The organism is Rhodococcus sp. NPDC054953, assembly GCF_053609225.1.
In genome coordinates this window covers 51,477-71,385 of sequence record NZ_JBSGXD010000020.1, presented here as the reverse complement: position 1 = coordinate 71,385, position 19,909 = coordinate 51,477, and the positions used below count along the sequence as shown (strand labels likewise).

The 19,909-nt window shown below is 71.8% G+C and carries 1 protein-coding gene (running past both ends of the window); it reads right to left on the bottom strand.

Every position in this 19,909-nt window falls within one protein-coding gene, locus ACWF62_RS14625, for a non-ribosomal peptide synthase/polyketide synthase, read on the bottom strand. The gene is 43,422 nt long; 10,789 of those nucleotides lie to the left of the window and 12,724 to its right, leaving coding positions 12,725–32,633 in view (codon 4,242, partial, through codon 10,878, partial); reading right to left, the first codon wholly in view occupies positions 19,905 to 19,907. The start codon and the stop codon both lie outside this window.

Below are 19,909 nucleotides of genomic sequence, written 5' to 3'. Positions count from 1 at the left end.
TCGAGCAGGGCGGTGAAGTCCTGCGCGGCGTCCACCTCGGTGCGCAGCACCAGGGTGTTGACGAACATGCCGACGAGGTCGTCGAGGGCGCGTTCGCCGCGGCCGGCGATCGGGGTACCGACCGCGATGTCGGAGGTCCCGGACAGCCGGGCCAGCAGCACCGCGAGCGCGGAGTGCACGACCATGAACAGCGTCGCGCCGCCCGCGGTGGCGATCGCCCGCAGCCGCTCGTGGGTGGCGGCGGCGATCGGGAACTCGACGCGCGCGCCCTGCTGGGTGCGGTCGGCCGGGCGGGGCCGGTCGGTCGGCAGGGCCAGCACCTCGGGCAGGTCGGCGAGGACGCCGGTCCAGTAGCCGACCTGCTCGGCGGCGAGGGAGGCCGGATCGTCCTCGGCTCCGAGGAGGTCGCGCTGCCACAGGGTGTAGTCGGCGTACTGCACCTCGAGCGGCGCCCAGCCGGGCGCCTCGCCCGCGGTGCGGGCCAGGTAGGCGACCATGATGTCGCGGGCCAGCGGCGCCGTCGACGAGCCGTCACCGGAGATGTGGTGCACCACGAACGCGAGGATGTGCTCGTCGGCGGCCACCCGGTACAGGGCGACCCGGACCGGCGGCTGCGCGGTCACGTCGAACGGGGTGAGCGCGAATGCGCTGACCGCGGCGGCGATCTCGTCGGCGGTGACGTCGACCGGGGTCAGGTCGCCGAGCACCTCGTCGACGGCGAGGATCACCTGGTGCGGGCCGTCCGCGGAGTCCGGGAACACGGTGCGGATCGACTCGTGCCGGGCGACGACGTCGCGGACCGCGGCGGCCATCGCCGCCGTGTCGAGCTCGCCGGACAGCCGGACCGCCAACGGGATGTTGTACGCGGCGGAGTCGGTGTCGAACCGGTTGAGGAACCACATCCGCTGCTGCGCGAGCGAGAGCGGGATGCGCTCCGGGCGCGGCCGCGGCGCGAGGGCAGGCCGGGTGCGTCCGGTGCCCGCGCGTTCGACCTGCTGCGCGAGACCGGCGACGGTCGGCGCGTCGAACAGGGCCCGCACCGCGAGGCTGCTGCCGAGGGCGGCGTTGACGCGGGCGATCACCCGGGTCGCGACCAGCGAGTTGCCGCCGAGCTCGAAGAAGCTGTCGGTGGCGCCGACCCGGTCGAGGCCGACGACCTCCGCGAACACCGCGGCGACGATCTCCTCGACGGGCCCGCGGGGCGCGACGTACGCGGCCTGATCCACCTCGATGTGCGGAGCGGGCAGGGCGCGGCGGTCCAGCTTGCCGCTCGCGTTGAGCGGCATCTCGTCGAGGGCGACGAAGGCGGCCGGGACCATGTAACTCGGCAGCCGCTCCGCGAGGAACGCCTTCAGCTCGGCGGCCGCTGCCGCGCCGACCATGTACGCCACCAGCTGGTCGCCGGTGTGCGGGTCGCTGTGCAGCACGACGACGGTCTGTTCGACCGCCGGATGCGCCAGCAGCGCCGCCTCGATCTCGCCGAGCTCGATCCGCTGGCCGCGCAGCTTGACCTGGAAGTCGGAGCGGCCGACGTAGACGAGTTCCCCGGCCGCGTTATACCGCACCAGGTCGCCGGTGCGGTACATCCGAGAACCACCGTCCGAGAACGGGTTCGCGACGAAACTCGCCGCGGTCTGGCCGAGCATGGCGCCGTAGCCGCGACCAACACCGACGCCCGCCACGTAGAGCTCACCCGTGATCCCCATCGGGACCGGCCGCAGTCGGTCGTCGAGGACACGGAGCTCGATGCCCGGGATCGGCGTGCCGATCGGCGTGGTCACGCCGTCGGACGCCGACACCGCGCGGTACGACACGACGTCGGACGCCTCGGTCGGGCCGTAGCTGTTGACGATCCGCACACCCGCCGCGGTGAGCGCGGCGAACGGGGCGGGGCGCAGCGCCTCACCGCCGAGGAACACGACCCGCAGCGACGACAGCACCCCGTTGACGTCGGCATCCACGACCGCCTCAAATGCGGACGGCGACATGTTCGCGACACGCGCACCGGACGCCACCGCCGCGAGGATCTCCTGCGGGTCGAAGCGATCCGACACCAGGTGAACGGTGCCCGCCGAGGCGAGCGTCGCCCACACGTTCTTCTGGGTGAGGTCGAAGGTCGGTGCCGACGCGATCAGGACTCCCTCGCCCACCGTCAGTGCGAGCTCGTCGGCGTACCAGCGGACCGTGTTCTCGATGCCCGCCATCGGCACCACGGTCGGCTTCGGGCGTCCGGTCGACCCGGACGTCGAGATCACGTAGCCGACGCGGGCACCGGCCTCGGCGCCCCGCCAGGGATCCGACAACGGAGCCGGGGTGGCGGTAGCGCGCGATGCCGGTGTCAGGACCGGACGGTCGAGCGACAGGCCGGGTGCCCAGTCGTCAGCGGCGACCACGGCCGCCGCACCGATATCGGTCAGCAGGCCAGCAACCCGGTCGAGCGGCCACGCCGGATCGACGGGCACGTAGGCCGCGCCAACCGACCAGGCGGCAACCATGCCGATCACCCAGTCCGTCGAGCGCGGCAGCGCGAGCGCGACCACGTCATCGGCACCGACGCCGTTGTCGACCAGGTCGGACGCGAGGGCGGCGGCACGGGCACCGAGTTCGGCGTAGGTGAGCACCGAGTCGCCTGCCACGACGGCGGGGACGCCCGGATGCTCGCCGATGCGGCGAAGGACGGCGGCGGGGAGCGACTCGGCCGGGCGCGCGGCCGCGGCGGCCCGCGCCAACGCGGACACCCGGTCCGCTTCGGCCGATTCCATCATCGAGACGTCGCCGACGGCGGTCCCCGGCTCGGTGGTCAGGGTGCTCAACACGCGGGTGTACCACTGCGCGAACCTCGCGACCGTGGCCTCGTCGAACAGGTCGGCCGCGTAGGTGAAGTACGCGTACATGCCGTCCGGGTCGCCGGTGTCGGTGACCGCATCGCCGAGGGTCAGCCCCAGATCGAACTGGGTGACCTCGGTGCCCGGGTCGAGGGCGCTGACGGTCAGGCCGGGCAGTTCGAACTCGGCCCGCTGCTGGTTCTGCAGCGACAGCGACACCTGGAACAGCGGCGAATGAGCCGTCGACCGAACCGGGTTGAGTACGTCGACAAGACGCTCGAACGGAATGTCGGTGTTGCCGAACGCACCGAGGTCCGAGTGCCGGACCCGGCCGAGCAGGTCCGCGAAGGTCTCGTCGCCGTCGATCTGGGTGCGCAGCACGATCGTGTTCACGAACATGCCGACCAGGTCGTCGAGGGCCGCATCGCCGCGGCCGCCGATCGGGGTGCCGATCGCGATGTCGGACTCGCGGGTCAGCCGCGCGAGCAGCACCGCGAGCGCGGCATGCAGCACCATGAACGGGGTCGCCCCGTGCGCGGCGGCGAGCCGGTGCACGGACTGTCGGGTGTCCTCGCCGATCGCGAACAGGTGCCGGCCGCCGCGCATCGACTGCTCCGCCGGGCGGGGCCGGTCGGTGGGCAGGTCCAGCGCGTCCGGCAGGCCAGCGAGCGTGGTGGTCCAGTAGTCGATCTGTCCGGCGGCGAGGGACTGCGGATCGGCCTCGTCGCCGAGCAGGGCGCGCTGCCAGATCGCGAAGTCGGCGTACTGAACCGGCAGCGGAAGCCACTGCGGTGCTTCCCCGTTCGCCCGCGCGGTGTAGGCGATCATGACGTCGCGGGCGAGCGGCGCCATCGACATGCCGTCGGCACTGATGTGGTGCACCACCATCACCAGGACGTGTTCGGTCTCGGTCACGGTCAGCAGACGGGCCCGCACCGGCGGGGCCGCGGTGACGTCGAAACCGGTGGACAGCAGGCCAGCGACGGTCGGCAGCAGCTCGTCCTGGCCAACCGGGGTCGGCGTCAGGTCGAACTCGACGTCGGCGGCAGGGAGGACCACCTGGCGCGGGCCGTCGACGGAGTCGGGGAACACGGTCCGCAGTGACTCGTGCCGGGCCAGGACGTCCGCGACCGCCGCCGCGAGGGCCGCGGTGTCGAGGTCACCGGACAGCCGGATCGCCATCGGAATGTTGTAGGCCGCGGAGTCCGGGTCGAACCGGCTCAGGAACCACATCCGCTGCTGCGCCAGCGACAGCGGCACCAGCTCCGGTCGCGGCGCCGCGGTCAGGGCGGGGCGCGCCGCACCGGCCGCACCGGCGTGCTCGAACCGCTGCGCCAACTCGGCGACGGTGGGTGCCTCGAACAGGTCCCGCACACCAATGCGGGCGTCGAGGGCCGCGTTGACGCGGGCGACGACGCGGGTCGCGACCAGCGAGTTGCCGCCGAGGTCGAAGAAGGAGTCGTGGATGCCGACCCGGTCGGCGCCGAGCACCTCGGCGTAGACCGCGGCGATCGCCTCCTCGACGGCGTCCCGCGGGGCGACGTATTCGGTTGCCGCCGCGAGGAAGTCCGGCGCGGGCAGGGCCCGGCGGTCCAGCTTGCCGTTCGCGGTGAGCGGGAACTCGTCGAGGACCATCAGCGCGGACGGCACCATGTACGCGGCAAGGAATTCGCCGATGAAGGCGAGCGCCGCGTCGGTGTCGACGGTGGCACCCGCCTCGGGCACCACGTACCCGACCAGCCGGTCACCGGTGTGCTCATCCGAGCGCACCAGCACCGCCGACGCGGCGACACCCTCGAAGCGCAGCAGCGCCGACTCGATCTCGCCGAGCTCGATCCGGAAGCCACGCAGCTGCACCTGGAAGTCGCTGCGCCCCAGGTACTCCAGCTGACCGTCGGCATTCCAGCGCGCCAGGTCACCCGAGCGATACATGCGCTCGCCGGCTGCTCCGAAGGGGTTGGCCACGAACCGATCCGACGTCAGATCCGGCCGCCCCAGGTACCCGCGAGCCAACTGCCCACCGTGCACATACATCTCACCGACCACGCCGACCGGCGCCGGCTGCAGACGGGTATCGAGGACGTACACACCCATGCCGGGCAGGCCGCGGCCGATGACGGAGGCCTTGGACTCCGCGGCGAACGCCCGGTCCAAAGACAGGAACGACACGTGCACCGTCGTCTCGGTGATGCCGTACATGTTCACCAGACGCGGACCGGCAGCGACATCCCCCGTCGCTTCGCTCGCCCCGTCGTCGTGCCGCTCGTACCAGCGTTCCAGCTGGCCGAGGTCGAGGGCCTCGCCGCCGAAGATCACGTACCGCAACGCCAGATCGGAGACAGAGCTGTCCCCTGAGACATCGACGGAGGTTCGGTCGGCCTCCGCGAGCTGGTAGAACGCGGACGGCGTCTGGTTCAGCACCGTCACCCGCTCACGCCGCAGCAGGTCGAGGAACTCCTCCGGCGACCGCGACGTCAGGTAGTCGACGATCACGAGTTCGCCACCGAACAGCAGCGGACCCCACAGCTCCCACACCGAGAAGTCGAAGGCGTAGCTGTGGAACATCGTCCACACGTCGGTCTCGTCGAACCCGAACTTGAGCTGCGTGTTCGCCATCAGGGTCAGCACGTCCACGTGCGGCACCACGACACCCTTGGGGCGGCCGGTGGACCCGGACGTGTAGATCACGTAGGCGGGGTGCTGCGGCGACAGCGCTGCCGCGCGGTCGGCGTCGGTGACCGACGCCGCGGACACCGCGGCCAGCCGCGCCGCCAGCTCCGGCGAATCGAGCAGCAGCTGCGGAACATCGTTGTCCGGCAACGATTCCACGTCGGCCGCGGTCGACAGCAGGACGACGGGCTTTGCGTCGGCCAGCATGTATGCGAGACGGTCCTGCGGATACGTGACGTCCACCGGCACGTACCCGCCGCCCGCGGTCACCACCGCGAGCAGCGCCACCACCAGATCCGTGGTCCGCGGCATCGCCACCGCCACCATCGACTCCGGACCGACACCCTCGGCGATCAGCACCCGAGCCAGACGGTTGACCCGCTCCGCCAGCTCGCCATACGTGAGCCGACCCCCGTCCGCGACAACAGCGACCCGATCCGCAAACAAACCGGCCTGCACCGCGAACGCGTCGGCGAGGGTGCCCGCGGGCACCGCGACACCCGGCTCGACCCATTCGGTGAGCACCCGAGCGCGCTCAGGCTCGTCGAGCACGTCCACCGCGGCGACCCGAAGCTCGGGGGTCTCCACGAACGCGGTGAGCACCCGCAGCATCCGATCGAGCAGGGTCCGCACCTCGACCTCGGGGAAGAGGTTGGTGAGGTACTTGACCTTCAGGTGCAGCTGGTTGTCCGCCATCGCGATGAGCGTGAGCGGGTAGTGGGTGGCGTCGATGCCCTCGAAGCCCACGACCTGCATGCCGTCGAGGGACGAGGCGTTGGCCATCGCCTCCTTGTCGACGGGGAACGACTCGAAGACGGTGAGCGTGTCGAACGACGCGCCGCGACCGACGTGGGCCTGGATCTCGGACAGCCCGACATAGTGGTGGTCGAGGAGCCGGGACTGCTCACGCTGCAGTCGATCGAGGAACGCGGCGAGCGATTCGTTCGCATCCAGCGCGACGCGGACCGGCAGCGTGTTGATGAACAGGCCGACCATCTTCTCGATGTCGCCGAGCTGCGGGGGCCGACCCGACACCGTCGCGCCGAACACCACGTCGTCCCGGGAGGTTGCCGACGCGAGCACGATCGCCCACGCGGCCTGCACCATCGTGTTCAGCGTGACGCCGCTGGCCCGGCCGTTCGACATCAACCGTCCGGTCAGGTTCTCGTCGGCGGCGACGATGACCTCGGACCAGTCGATCGTGTCCTCGCCCAGGCCGGTGACCGGCTTGAGCTGGGTCGGTTCGTCGACGCCGGCGAGGGCCTGCGTCCACGCCGCGATCGACTGCTGCCGATCCTGCGCGGACAGCCATTCGAGGAAGTCCCGGTAGGAGCGGACGCGCGGCAGACCCTCGGTCTGCCCGCGCAGCACGTACAGCACCATGAGGTCCTGGACGAGCAGCGGCATCGACCACCCGTCGAGAATGATGTGGTGGTTGGTGACGACGAGCCGGTAGGACGACTCATCCACACGCACCAGGCAGAAGCGGATCAGCGGCGGGTGCGCCATGTCGAACGGCTCGGCGCGGTCGGCGGCCAGCAACTGCTCGAACCGGGCGGCCTCGTCCGCGCTCGCGCCGGACCGGAGGTCGGTGTAGGTCCAGGGGACGTCCACCTCGGACAGCAGCACCTGCACCGGTGTGCCCGCCTGGCCGGTGAATGCGGTCCGCAGCACCGGGTGCCGATGCACCAGCGCCACGGCGGCGGCGCGCAGTCGCTCGACGTCGACCACCCCGGCGAGGTCGATCACCATCTGGACCATGTAGGCGTCGGCCGTCTGACCGGCCAACTCGGCGTGGAAGAGCAGACCCTCCTGGAGCGGGGACAGCGACCAGACATCGGAGAGCTGCGGGTAGGCCCCCTCGATGGTGTCGATGCCCGCCTGGTTCAGCGGCACCAACGGCAGGTCGGACGGGGTCAACCCACCGGCCCCCGGACGTTCCGCATAGGCGGCGAGACCGGCGAGCGCCTCGGACCAGAGGTCGGCGATCTCACGGACCGTGTCGGCATCGAGAATCTCCGATGCGTACGACCAGGTGGCGTTGAGCTCCAGCCCGGCCGGCCCGTTCCCGGCGGCCGCGTTGATGTCGAGGACCGCGGCGGCGAGCATCCGGTCGTCCCGGACGCCGCCGAGGCTGCCGGATGCGCCGTCGGGCAGCCAGCCGATGGACGGATCGAGGTCCGTCGGCGTCGCACCCCCACGACCGAGGTAGTTGAAACTCACCTGCGGCGCGGGGAGCGGACCGAACTCCGCCTTCGCCTCCGCGTTGAGGTGCCGCAACAGGCCGAATCCGACACCGTGGTCGGGGATCGCGAGCAGCTGCTCCTTGACCCGCTTGAGGGCCACGCCCGCCGCATCACCGCCGCGCAGTGCGTCGTCGATGTCGATGCCGGTCAGGTCGAGGCGGACCGGGAACTGGCTGGTGAACCAGCCGACGGTGCGGGCGATGTCGGCGCCCGGTACCAGTTCTTCCTCGCGTCCGTGGCCTTCGAGACTGACCAGGGTGGTGCTATCGGCGACACCGCGGCGGGTGCGCCAGGCGACCAGGGCCAGCGCGAGGGCGGTCATCAGTCCGTCGTTCGTGCTGCCGTTGATCGCGCCCGGAACCGAGGTCAGGACGGCATTGGTGACCGGCGCGGGAACGTTGACCTCGAGCGACTGGACGGTCGAGACGTGATCCACCGCCGGATCGAGCAGCCGGGTGCCGAGCAACGGATCGGGTCCGTCGAGGATCTCCTGCCAGAGCGCGATCTCCGCGGTGCGGGTCTCGTCGTGTGCGGCCTCGGTCAGGCTGCGCGCCCAGCGCCGGAACGACGTCCCGACGGGTGGGAGGTCCGCGCGGCCGCCTTCGCCGAGCTGCGCCCAGGCCACGGCGAGATCGGGCACGATGATGCGCCACGAGACGCCGTCGACCACGAGGTGGTGCGCGAGCACCAGCAGGCGGCCGGTGCGGGTGTCCGCGACCCCGGCCTCGCGCGGCTCGGGATCGAACCACACCACCTGCAGGGCGATGCCGGCACCGAGGTCGAGGCGGGAAGCAGCGGCTTCCATTTCCGCCCGCGCCAACGCCTTGAACTCGTCCGTGCCATGCTCGGCGGTGAACGGGACCCGGTGCACGATGGCCTCGGACGGCACTGCGCCCTCCGGCTGGGCCGTCAGCGATGCGCCGTCGGTGACGACGAATCGTGCCCGCAGCATGTCGTGCCGGTCGACGACCGCGGCGACGGTGGCCGCGAGCCGGTCCGCGTCGACCTCGGCGGGCAGGGTGAGCATCACGGCCTGGGAGAAGTTGCCGTACTCGCCCTGCGTCAGCATCCACTGCATGATCGGGGTGACGTCGATGTCCCCGACGCCGCCGCCGGGGAGCTCGTCGAGGGTGACGATCTCCCCGCCGACGGTGGCAACCTCGGCGAGCGCGGCGATCGTCTTGCGCTCGAACACATCTCGCGGCGTGAGCACGATCCCGGCGGACTTGGCGCGGGCGACGAGCTGGATCGAGACGATGCTGTCGCCGCCGAGGGCGAAGAACGAGTCGTCGATGCCGACGGCCGCGACACCGAGCAGTTCGGCGACGAGGTCGCACAGGATCTGCTCGACCTCGGTGGTCGGTGCCCGGAATTCCTTGGTGCGCGAGGAGAAGTCGGGCGCGGGCAGCGCCCGGCGGTCCAGCTTGCCGTTCGCGGTCAGCGGGAACTCATCGAGCACCATCACCGTCGACGGCACCATGTACGCCGCGAGGAACTCGCCGACAAAGCTCAACAGCTCTTCGACGTCCACGGTGACGCCGGCCTCGGGCACCACATACCCCACCAGCCGGTCACCGGTGTGCTCGTCCGACCGCACCAACACCGCCGACGCCGCCACACCCTCGAACCGCAGCAACGCCGACTCGATCTCACCGAGCTCGATCCGGAAACCACGCAACTGCACCTGGAAATCACTACGACCCAGGTACTCCAGCTGACCGTCCGCATTCCACCGCGCCAGGTCACCCGAGCGGTACATTCGCTCCCCCGCAGCCCCAAAGGGGTTCGCCACGAACCGATCCGACGTCAGATCCGGCCGCCCGAGGTACCCACGGGCCAACTGACCACCGTGCACGTACATCTCACCGACCACACCCACCGGCGCTGGCTGCAGACGCGTATCGAGCACATACACACCCATGCCCGGCAGACCACGACCGATGACGGAGGCCTTCGACTCCGCGGCGAACGCCCGATCCAGCGACAGGAACGACACGTGCACCGTCGTCTCGGTGATGCCGTACATGTTCACCAGACGTGGCGAATCCTCGCCGTGCCGCGCGTACCAGCGGTCCAGCTGCCCCAGGTCCAGGGCCTCACCACCGAAGATCACATACCGCAACGCCAGATCCGAGACAGAACTGTCCCCTCGGGCTTCGCTCGCGAGTCGATCGGCCTCCGCGAGCTGGTAGAACGCCGACGGCGTCTGGTTCAACACCGTCACCCGCTCCCGCCGCAACAGGTCGAGGAACTCCTCCGGCGACCGCGACGTCAGGTAATCCACGATCACCAACTCGCCACCGAACAGCAGCGGACCCCACAGCTCCCACACCGAGAAATCGAACGCATAGCTGTGGAACATGGTCCACACATCCGACTCGTCGAACCCGAACTTGAGCTGCGTGTTCGCCATCAACGTCAACACGTCCACATGCGGCACCACGACACCCTTCGGGCGACCCGTGGACCCGGACGTGTAGATCACATACGCCGGATGCTGCGGCGACAGCACCGACAACCGGTCCTCGTCCGTCACCGGCGCAGGCGACATCGCGCCCAGGCGCTCCGCCAACTCCGGCGAATCCAACAGCAACGAACGAACATCGTTGTCCGGCAACGACTCCACATCGGCGACACTGGACAGCACCACCACAGGCTCGGAGTCGGCCAGCATGTACGCCAACCGGTCCTGCGGGTAGGTGACATCTACCGGGACGTAGCCGCCGCCCGCCGTGACCACCGCGAGCAGCGCCACCACCAGATCCGTGGTCCGCGGCATCGCCACCGCCACCATCGACTCCGGGCCGACACCCTCGGCGATGAGCACCCGCGCGAGCCTGTTCACCCGGTCGGCCAGCTCCGCGTACGTGAGCCGACCGCCGTCGGCGACAACCGCGGACCGGTCCGCCCACGCGGCAGCCTGCACCGCGAACGCATCCGCCAGCGTGCCCGCAGGCACCTCGACGCCGGGCTCCACCCAGCCGGTCAGCACCTGGGCGCGCTCGACCGGATCGAGCAGATCCATGTCGCCGACGGGATGCGTCGGATCCGCGAGGGCGGCATCGAGGACCGCAGTGAAGCGGCGGACGAACCCGTGCACCGTCTCCTCGTCGAACAGCGCCGTGGCGTAGGTGAACGAGGCGGCCAGGTCCGCGGGCTCACCGGCGGCCGTCGTCGCGTCCGTCACGGTCAGCTGCAGGTCGAACTTCGCGACGTCGAAGTCGGAGGTCAGGCCGCTGACGGTGAGGCCGGGCAGCTCGAAGCTCGCCTGCGCGTTGTTCTGCATGGTGAACATCACCTGGAACAGCGGCGTGATCGCGGTGGAGCGGGCCGGCGCGAGCGCCTCGACCAGCTGCTCGAACGGCATGTCCGCGTGCGTGAACGCGGCCAGGTCGCTCTCGCGGGCGGCGTCGACGAGGGCCGCGAACGAGGCGTCCGGGGCGACCTCGGTGCGCAGCACCAGGGTGTTGACGAACATGCCGACGAGGTCGTCGAGGGCCTGCTCGCCGCGACCGGCGACCGGGGTGCCGATCGCGATGTCGGTCTCCCGGCCCAGGCGCGAGAGCAGCACCGCGAATGCGGAGTGCAGCACCATGAACAGGCTCGTGCCGCGCGAGCGCGCGAGCTCGAGCAGTCGGGCGTGGGTGGCGGCGTCGATGACGAACTCGACGTTCGCGCCCGCCGTGGACTGCACCGCGGGGCGCGGCCGGTCCATCGGCAGGTCCAGCACCTCGGGCAGCCCGGCGAGCTGTCCGCGCCAGTAGGCGCTCTGGCTGCTCACCAGCGACTCCGGATCGTCCAGCGATCCGAGGGTCTCGTGCTGCCAGAGCGCGTAGTCGGCGTACTGCACCGACAGCGGACTCCACTGCGGCGCGGCGCCGTGCGAGCGGGCCCCGTAGGCGACCATGATGTCGCGGGCCAGCGGCGCCACCGACGCACCGTCCGAGGCGATGTGGTGCATCACCACGACGAGCACCCGCTCGGTCGGCGAGACCTCGAGCAGCGTGATCCGCACCGGCGGCGCGGCGGTGACGTCGAAGCCGGCGGAGACCAACTCGACCGCGCGGCCGACGACCTCGGCCTCGGTCACGTGCACCGGCGCCAGCGACACCGCGAGCTCGCCGACCGGCAGGATCTGCTGGTACGGGCCGTCCGCGGCCCCCGGGTACACGGTCCGCAGCACCTCGTGCCGGGCCAGCACGTCCGCGACGGCCCGCTCGAGCGCGGCGACATCGAGGTCACCGGACAGCCGGACGGCCATCGGCACGTTGTAGGCGGCCGAGTCGGTGTCGAACTGGTTGAGGAACCACATCCGACGCTGCGCGAGGGAGAGCGGGATCCGCTCCGGCCGCGGCCCGGCGACCAGGGCCCGCGCGGTATCTGCAGATGAATGCTCCACCCGGGCAGCGAGTTCCGCGACGGACGGGGCGTCGAACAGCTCCCGGACGCCGACCCGCACACCGAGCGCGGCGCTGACCCGGGCGGTCACCTTGGTCGCGGACAGCGAGTTGCCGCCGAGGTCGAAGAAGCTGTCCAGCACGCCGACCCGTTCCGCGCCGAGCACCTCGGCGTAGATCCCCGCGATCAGCTCCTCGGTCAGCGACCGCGGCGCCACGTAGTCGGCGGCCGGGGTGACGAACTCGGGCTTCGGCAGCGCCCGCCGGTCCAGCTTGCCCGCGGGCGTCAGCGGCACCTCGTCGAGGGCGACGACGTGCGACGGAACCATGTAGGCGGGCAGGAACTCCGCCGCGAACGCGCGCAGCGTCTCCTCCTCGACGACGCGGCCCGCGGCCGGGAGCACATAGCTCACCAGCACGGTGCCGCCGTCGGGCGCGGTGACGCCCTCGGTGGTGACGAAACCGACGCTGTCGTGGCACGCCAGGGCGCCGCTGATCTCGCCGAGTTCGATGCGGAAACCGCGCACCTTCACCTGGAAGTCGGAGCGGCCGACGTACTCAAGGGTGCCGCCGGAGGTCCAGCGGACCACGTCGCCGGTGCGGTACATCCGCGAGCCCGGGGCACCGAACGGGTTGGCCACGAAGCGTTCCGCGGTGAGCGGACCGCGGGCGTGGTAGCCGCGGGCCAGCGCGGGGCCCGACAGGTACAGCTCACCCGCGACACCGACCGGGGCGGGCCGCAGCCTGCCGTCGAGGACGGCGACGCGGACCCCGCGGGTGGGGGCGCCGATCGTGATCGGCTCGCCCGCCTGCAGCGGCGCCGACACGGTCGACCACACGGTGGCCTCGGTGGGTCCGTACAGGTTGAGCATCGTCCGGCCCGGTGCCCATCGGGCCACCAGCTCCGGCGGGCACGCGTCGCCGGCGACCGCGAGAACCCGCAGCGCGTCGAGGCCCGTCGGGTCCGCCGCGGCGAGCGCGGCCGGGGTGATGCAGGCATGGGTCACCCCACGGCCGCGGAGGAACTCGGACAGCTCGACGCCGCCGAACAGGTCGGCGGGGGCGATCACCAGCGTCGATCCGCTGCCGAACGCCATCATCATTTCGAACACCGACGCGTCGAAGCTCGGCGACGCGAACTGCAGTGTGCGCGAACCCGGTTCGATCAGCATGTGCGCGCGCTGCTCGGCGACCAGGTCGGCGAGGCCGCGGTGGGTGACCACGACGCCCTTCGGCAGGCCGGTCGATCCGGAGGTGTAGATGACGTACGCGGCGTCGTCCACCAGCACCGGGCGGGCCGGCTCCACCGTGTCGTCGGAGGCGGCCTCGATCGTGTCGGCGGCCTCGTCGAGGACCAGCCAGTCCACCTGCCCGGACAGCGCGTCCCGGTGCGGGGACGTCGTGATACCAACGGCGACACCGGAATCGGTGAGCATGTGCGCGATGCGGTCGGCCGGGTAGTTCGGGTCGACGGGCAGGAACGCGGCGCCCGTCTTGGCGATCGCCCAGACCGCGGTGACGGTGTCGACCGAGCGCGGCATCGCGACCGCGACGAACGAGCCAGCGCGCACGCCCCGGTCCATCAGGACGCGGGCGAGACGGTTGGAGCGGGCGTCGAGCTCACGGTAGTCGATCCGGAGCGCGCCCGCGTCGACGGCGACCAGGGCCGGGTCGGCGGCGACGGCGTCGGCGAGGATCTGCGGCAGGGTGCGGTGCGGCAGCCCCGCAGGCCCCGCGACCCCGGCGAGGCGGTCCTCCTCACTGGGGTCGAGGATCGGCACGTCCCCGACCGGGATGGTCGGGTCGACGACGACGGTGGACAGGATCCGCACCAACCGGTCCGCGAAGGTGCGGACCGTCGCGGCGTCGAACAGATCGGTGGCGTAGTCGAAGCCGGCGCGCATGCCGTCCGGGCGGCCGTCGGCGTCCACCTGCTCCGCAAGGGACAGCTGCAGGTCGAACTTGGCGACACCGGCGGTGATCGGCTCCGGGGTGATCGTCAGACCGGGCAGCTCCAGCCGCGCCTCTCCCGCATCCTGGAAGTCGATCGCCACCTGGAACAGCGGGTGGTGCGACTGGGACCGGGACGGGCTGATTGCATCGACGAGCCGTTCGAAAGGCAGCTCGGTGTGCGCGAACGCCCCGAGGTCGGCGGTGCGGGTGTGCTCGAGCAGGGTCGCGAAGTCGGTTTCCGGCTCGACCCGGGTGCGCAGCACCAGGGTGTTGACGAACATGCCGACGAGCCCGTCCAGCTCCGGCTCGCCGCGGCCGGCGATGGCGGTGCCGATCGCGATGTCGGTGCTGGTGCTCAGCCGAGCCAGCAGCACCGCGAGGGTGGCGTGCATGACCATGAACACGGTCGCGCCCTGCGCGCGGGCGATCTCGGCGACCGCGCGGTGCACCTCGGCGTCGATCGTGAACTCGACGCGGCCGCCGCGCATCGACGCGCGGGCGGGCCGCGGCCGATCGGTCGGCAGGTCCAGCTGATCCGGCAGCCCGGCAAGGGCCGACGTCCAGTAGCCGAGCTGCGCGGCCGCCCTGGACCGGGGATCCTCGGGGTCGCCGAGCAGCTCCCGCTGCCAGATCGCGTAGTCCGCGTACTGCACCGGCAGCGGCGTCCACTGCGGCTCCTGCCCGCCGATGCGGGCCGCGTACGCGGTCATCAGGTCGGTCACCAGCGGCGTCAGGGAGACGCCGTCGGCGGCGATGTGATGCAGGACGAGCACGAAAACGTGCTCCGCGGACGAGAGTTCGAGCAAGGCGGCCCGCACCGGCACCGCGGTGGTGACGTCGAAGCCGTCGGTGGCGAGGGCCGTGATCCGCTCGACCACCCGGTCGGCTGACACCGACTCGACGGCGAGGTCGAGGTCGACGGCGTCGAGGGCGTGCACCAGCTGGTGCCCACCGTCGCCGCTGTCCGGGTACGAGGTGCGCAGCGTCTGCTGCCTGCCGACCACGTCGCGCAGCGCGGCGTGCAGTGCCGCCACGTCCAGGTCGCCGGACAACCGCACCGCCAGCGGGATGTTGTAGGCGGCGGACGCGGGATCGAGCCGGTTGAGGAACCACATCCGCTGCTGCGCGAGCGAGAGCGGCAGCTGACCGTTTCGCTGCTGCGGCACCAGCGCGGGCCTGCTGCTGTCGCCGCCGCGGACCACCCGGGCCGCGAGCTCGGCAACGGTCCGCGCCTCGAACAGGTCCCGGACCCCGATCCCGGTTCCGAGGGCCTGATTGATCTGGGCGACAACGCGGGTCGCGATCAGCGAGTTACCGCCGAGGTCGAAGAAGTCGTCGGTCGCACCGACTCGCTCCGCGTCCAGGATCCGCGCGAACACCTCGGCGACACCGACCTCGACGTCCCCGGCGGGCGCGACGTACACGGCCGCACCGGCGAACTCGGGGGCGGGCAGCGCCGCCCGGTCCACCTTGCCGAGCGCGGTGAGCGGCACCTCGTCGAGGACCATGATCACCGACGGCACCATGTACGGCGGCAGCGTCGCCGCGACCGACGCGGTGAGCGCGTCGACGTCCAGGCGGGCCCCGGCGACCGGCTGCACATAGCCGACCAGCGCCAGGTCCCCTGCGGGGCCGGGTCTGCCGACGGTGACGGCGAACGCGACCGATTCGTGCGCGGACAGGGCGGCGTCGATCTCCCCGAGCTCGACCCGGAATCCGCGGACCTGCAGCTGGAAGTCGGAGCGGCCGACGTACACCAGGTCGCCGACAGTGACATTCCCCGTCGCTTCGCTCGCCCCGGCATCCCAGCGCACCACGTCACCGGTGCGGTACATCCGCTCCCCCGGCCCGCCGTACGGGTTCGCGACGAACCGCTCCGCGGTCAGGCCGCGGCGCGCGTGGTAGCCGCGGGCCAGGCCGGCGTTGGTGATGTACAGCTCGCCGGGGGTGCCGACCGGCACCGGACGCATCCGGGCGTCGAGCACCAGCGCGTGCACGCCGCGCATCGGCGCGCCGATCGTGATCGGTGCGCCCGCGCCGAGCGGGTCGGTGATCGTGACGATCACCGTGGCCTCGGTGGGGCCGTACGCGTTCCGCAGTCGGCCACCCCAGCGGGCGGCGAGCTCCGGCGGGCAGACGTCGCCACCGACGACGATCCGCTCGATCAGATCGAGACCGGTGGCGTCGATCGTCTGCACGGCCGTCGGCGCGCCGACGAACAGGGTGATCCGCTGGTCCCGGATGAACGCGGCCAGCTCGGTGCCGCCGTACAGGTCGGTGGGGGCGATGACCATCGTGGCGCCCGCCCCGAACGTGGAGAGCAGCTCACCGACCGCCGCGTCGAAGCTGATCGCCGCGAACTGCAGCACCCGCGACGCGGACGTGGTCCCGTAGAACTCGACGAGGTCGGCGGTCAACGATGCGAGGCCGCGGTGCGGCACCGCGACACCCTTGGGCAGACCGGTGGTGCCGGAGGTGTAGATCAGGTAGGCGAGGTGGTCCACCGACAGCGCGGCGGCCCGGTCGGCGTCGGTCAGCGGCGCCGCCGACTCGGCGGCGACCGCGGTCGCCAGCTCCTCCGAGTCGAGCGCCAGCCAGCCCGCGTCCGGGCGGGCGTCCGCCGGCAGCTCGGAACCCGCTGCCGCGGTGGTCAATCCGACGACCGCACCGGAATCGGTCACCATGTGGGCGATCCGGTCGGCAGGCAGCTTCGGGTCGATCGGGACGTACCCGCCGCCGGCAGCGGCGACCGCCCAGATCGCGACCATCGCGTCGATCGACCGCGGCAGCGCCAGCGCAACCACGGTGTCCGGTCCGACGCCGAGGCGGATCAGGTGCCGCGCCAGCCGATTCGCGCGCGCGGCCAGCTCCGCGTAGGTGACGTGCTCACCGTCGGCTTCGATCGCGGTCCGGTCGGCGTTCCTGACCGCGCTGTCCGCGAGGATCGCGGCGAGCGTCGTGGGCGCCTCGGCGGCGGGGCCGCGGCGGTCGACGAGCGCGGCCGTCCCCGCCGCGTCCAGCACCGCGAGGTCGCCGACCGGGGTGGTCGGCGCGGCGAGGGCCTCGGCGAGCAGGCGACGCAACTGCTCCCCGATCCGGGCGACGCTGGACTCGTCGAACAGGTCGGTGGCGTAGGTGAACACCGCGTCGGCGCCCGACTCGCCGGTCTCGACGACGGTGAGCATCAGGTCGTACTTCGCCGAGCCGGTCGGCACGTCCAGCGCGTCGACGTCGAGTCCGGCGAGCTCGAACCGGGCCGGCGCGGCGGGCGCGAACGCCAACGCCACCTGGAACAGCGGCGAGTACGCCGTCGACCGGGGCACGTCGAGGACCTCGACGAGCTGCTCGAACGGGATCTCGGCGTGCTCGAAGGCCGCGAGATCCGCGGTCCGGGTTCGGGCGACGAGCGCGTCGAAGCTCTCGCCGCGGTCCACCACGGTGCGCAGCACGAGGGTGTTGACGAACATGCCGACCAGATCGTCGAGGGCACGCTCGCCGCGGCCGCCGACCGGGGTGCCGACGGCGATGTCGTCGGTGCCGGACAGCTGCGCGAGCAGCGTCGTGTACGCGGCGTGCAGCACCATGAACGGTGTCGCGCCGGTGCGGCGCGCGTAGCCGGTGACCTGTGCATACAGCTCCGCCCCGAGCGCGACCCGGAGGTCGGCGCCGCGGGTGGACTGGGCGTGCGGGCGGGGGCGGTCGGTGGGCAGGTCGAGGCGGTCCGGCAGCCCCGCCAGGGTCTGCCGCCAGTACCCGATCTGGGCGGCAGCGACGGACCGGGTGTCGGCGGCGTCGCCGAGCACGGTGCGCTGCCAGAGGGCGTAGTCCGCGTACTGCACGTCGAGCGGCGCCCACCCGGGCGCCTCGCCGGCGGTGCGGGCGCCGTAGGCAATCATCACGTCCCGGGCCAGCGGGCCCATCGACAGCGCATCACCCGAGATGTGGTGCAGGACAAGGACGAGCACGTGCTCGCCGCGGGCGTCCCCATCGGTGACGCGAAGCAGCCGCGCATGCAGCGGCACCTCGACGGTCACGTCGAAGCCGCGGGTCGCGGCCTCGGCGACGGCGGCGGGCAGGCCCGCCGTGTCCACGTCCACCGCGGTGAGGTCGGGAACCACGCCCGCCGCGGGCACGATCACCTGGTGCGGGCCGGACTCCGAATCCGGGAACATCGTGCGCAGCGACTCGTGCCGCTCGATGACGTCGGCGACCGCGGCCGTCATCGCCGCGACGTCGAGGTCGCCGACGAGGCGGACCGGCAGCGGCAGGTTGTAGGCCGGTGAGGTCGGGTCGTAGCGGTTGAGGAACCACATCCGCTGCTGCGCCAGCGACAGCGGCACCGTCGCGCCGCGGTCCTGACGGGTCAGGGCCGGACGGTCCCTGCGGTCGGACAGCTCCAGCCGCGCGGCGAGCTGCGCGACGGTCGGCGCCTCGAACAGGTCCCGCACGCCGACGCGGACACCGAGCGCCGCGCTCACCTGGGAGACGACCCGGGTCGCGATCAGCGAGTTGCCGCCCGCGTCGAAGAAGCTCTCCAGCGCGCTGATCCGCGGCACGCCGAGCACGTCGGCGAACACGCCCGCGACGACCTCCTCGACCGGGTCGCGCGGCGCGACGTATTCGGCGGCCGCGAGGTCGAACACCGGCTCCGGCAGCGCCTTCCGGTCCAGCTTGCCGCTGCCGTTGAGCGGGAACTCGTCCAGCACCATCACCGCGGCGGGCACCATGTACGACGGCAGCGCCTGCGCGGCGTGCGCGGCCACCTCGTCGCCGACCAGGGTGACGTCCCCGGTGGGCACCACGTAGCCGACCAGCTGATCGCCGGTGTGCGCGTCGCTGCGGACCACAACAACCGACTGGCTGACCCCCGGCGCGGACAGCAGCGCGGCCTCGATCTCGCCGAGCTCGATCCGGTTGCCGCGCACCTTGACCTGGAAATCGGTGCGGCCGATGTACTCCAGGACACCATCGGGCCGGTGACGCACGAGGTCACCGGTGCGGTACATCCGCTCCCCGGCCGCGCCGTAGGGGTCGGCGACGAAGCGGTCCGAGGTGAGGTCGACGCGGCCCTGATAGCCGCGCGCCAGCTGGACGCCCGACAGATAGAGCTCACCCGCGACGCCCACCGGGACCGGCTGCAGGCGCGAATCGAGCACGTAGAGGCGGGTGTTCCACATCGGCACACCGATCGGGACGACGCCCTGGTCGGCGGCGGTGTGCCGCCAGTAGGTGACGGCGAGGGACGCCTCGGCCGGGCCGTACAGGTTGTCCAGCGGCGCGGACGACAGGGCCCGGAACCGTTCCGCCGTCTCGATCGGCAGTGCCTCACCAATCGCGATCACGGCACGCACCGAATCCGGAATGCGCGCAGACGAATTGGACACGAACATCGCGAGCATCGACGGCACGAACTGCACGACGGTGACGCGCTGGTCGACCATCAACTGCGACAGGTACTCGGGGTCGCGGTGCCCGTCGGCGCGGGCGATGACCAGCCGGGCGCCGGTCTGCAGGGTCCAGAAGAACTCCCACACCGACACGTCGAACGTCATCGGGGTCTTGAGCATCACCGCGTCGTCGGTGGTCAACGCGTACTCGTCCTGCATCCAGCGCAGCTGGTTGACCAGGCCGGCGTGCGGCACCGAGATGCCCTTCGGCCTGCCGGTGGAGCCGGAGGTGTAGATCAGGTTCGCCGGATGCTGCGGGCGCAGCGGGGCGATCCGGTCCGCGTCGGTGACCGGGGTGTCGGCGTAGCCTGCGGTGTCGATCTCGTCGATCCGCAGCGCGGGCGCGTCGGCGGGCAGGGCGTCGGCGTCCC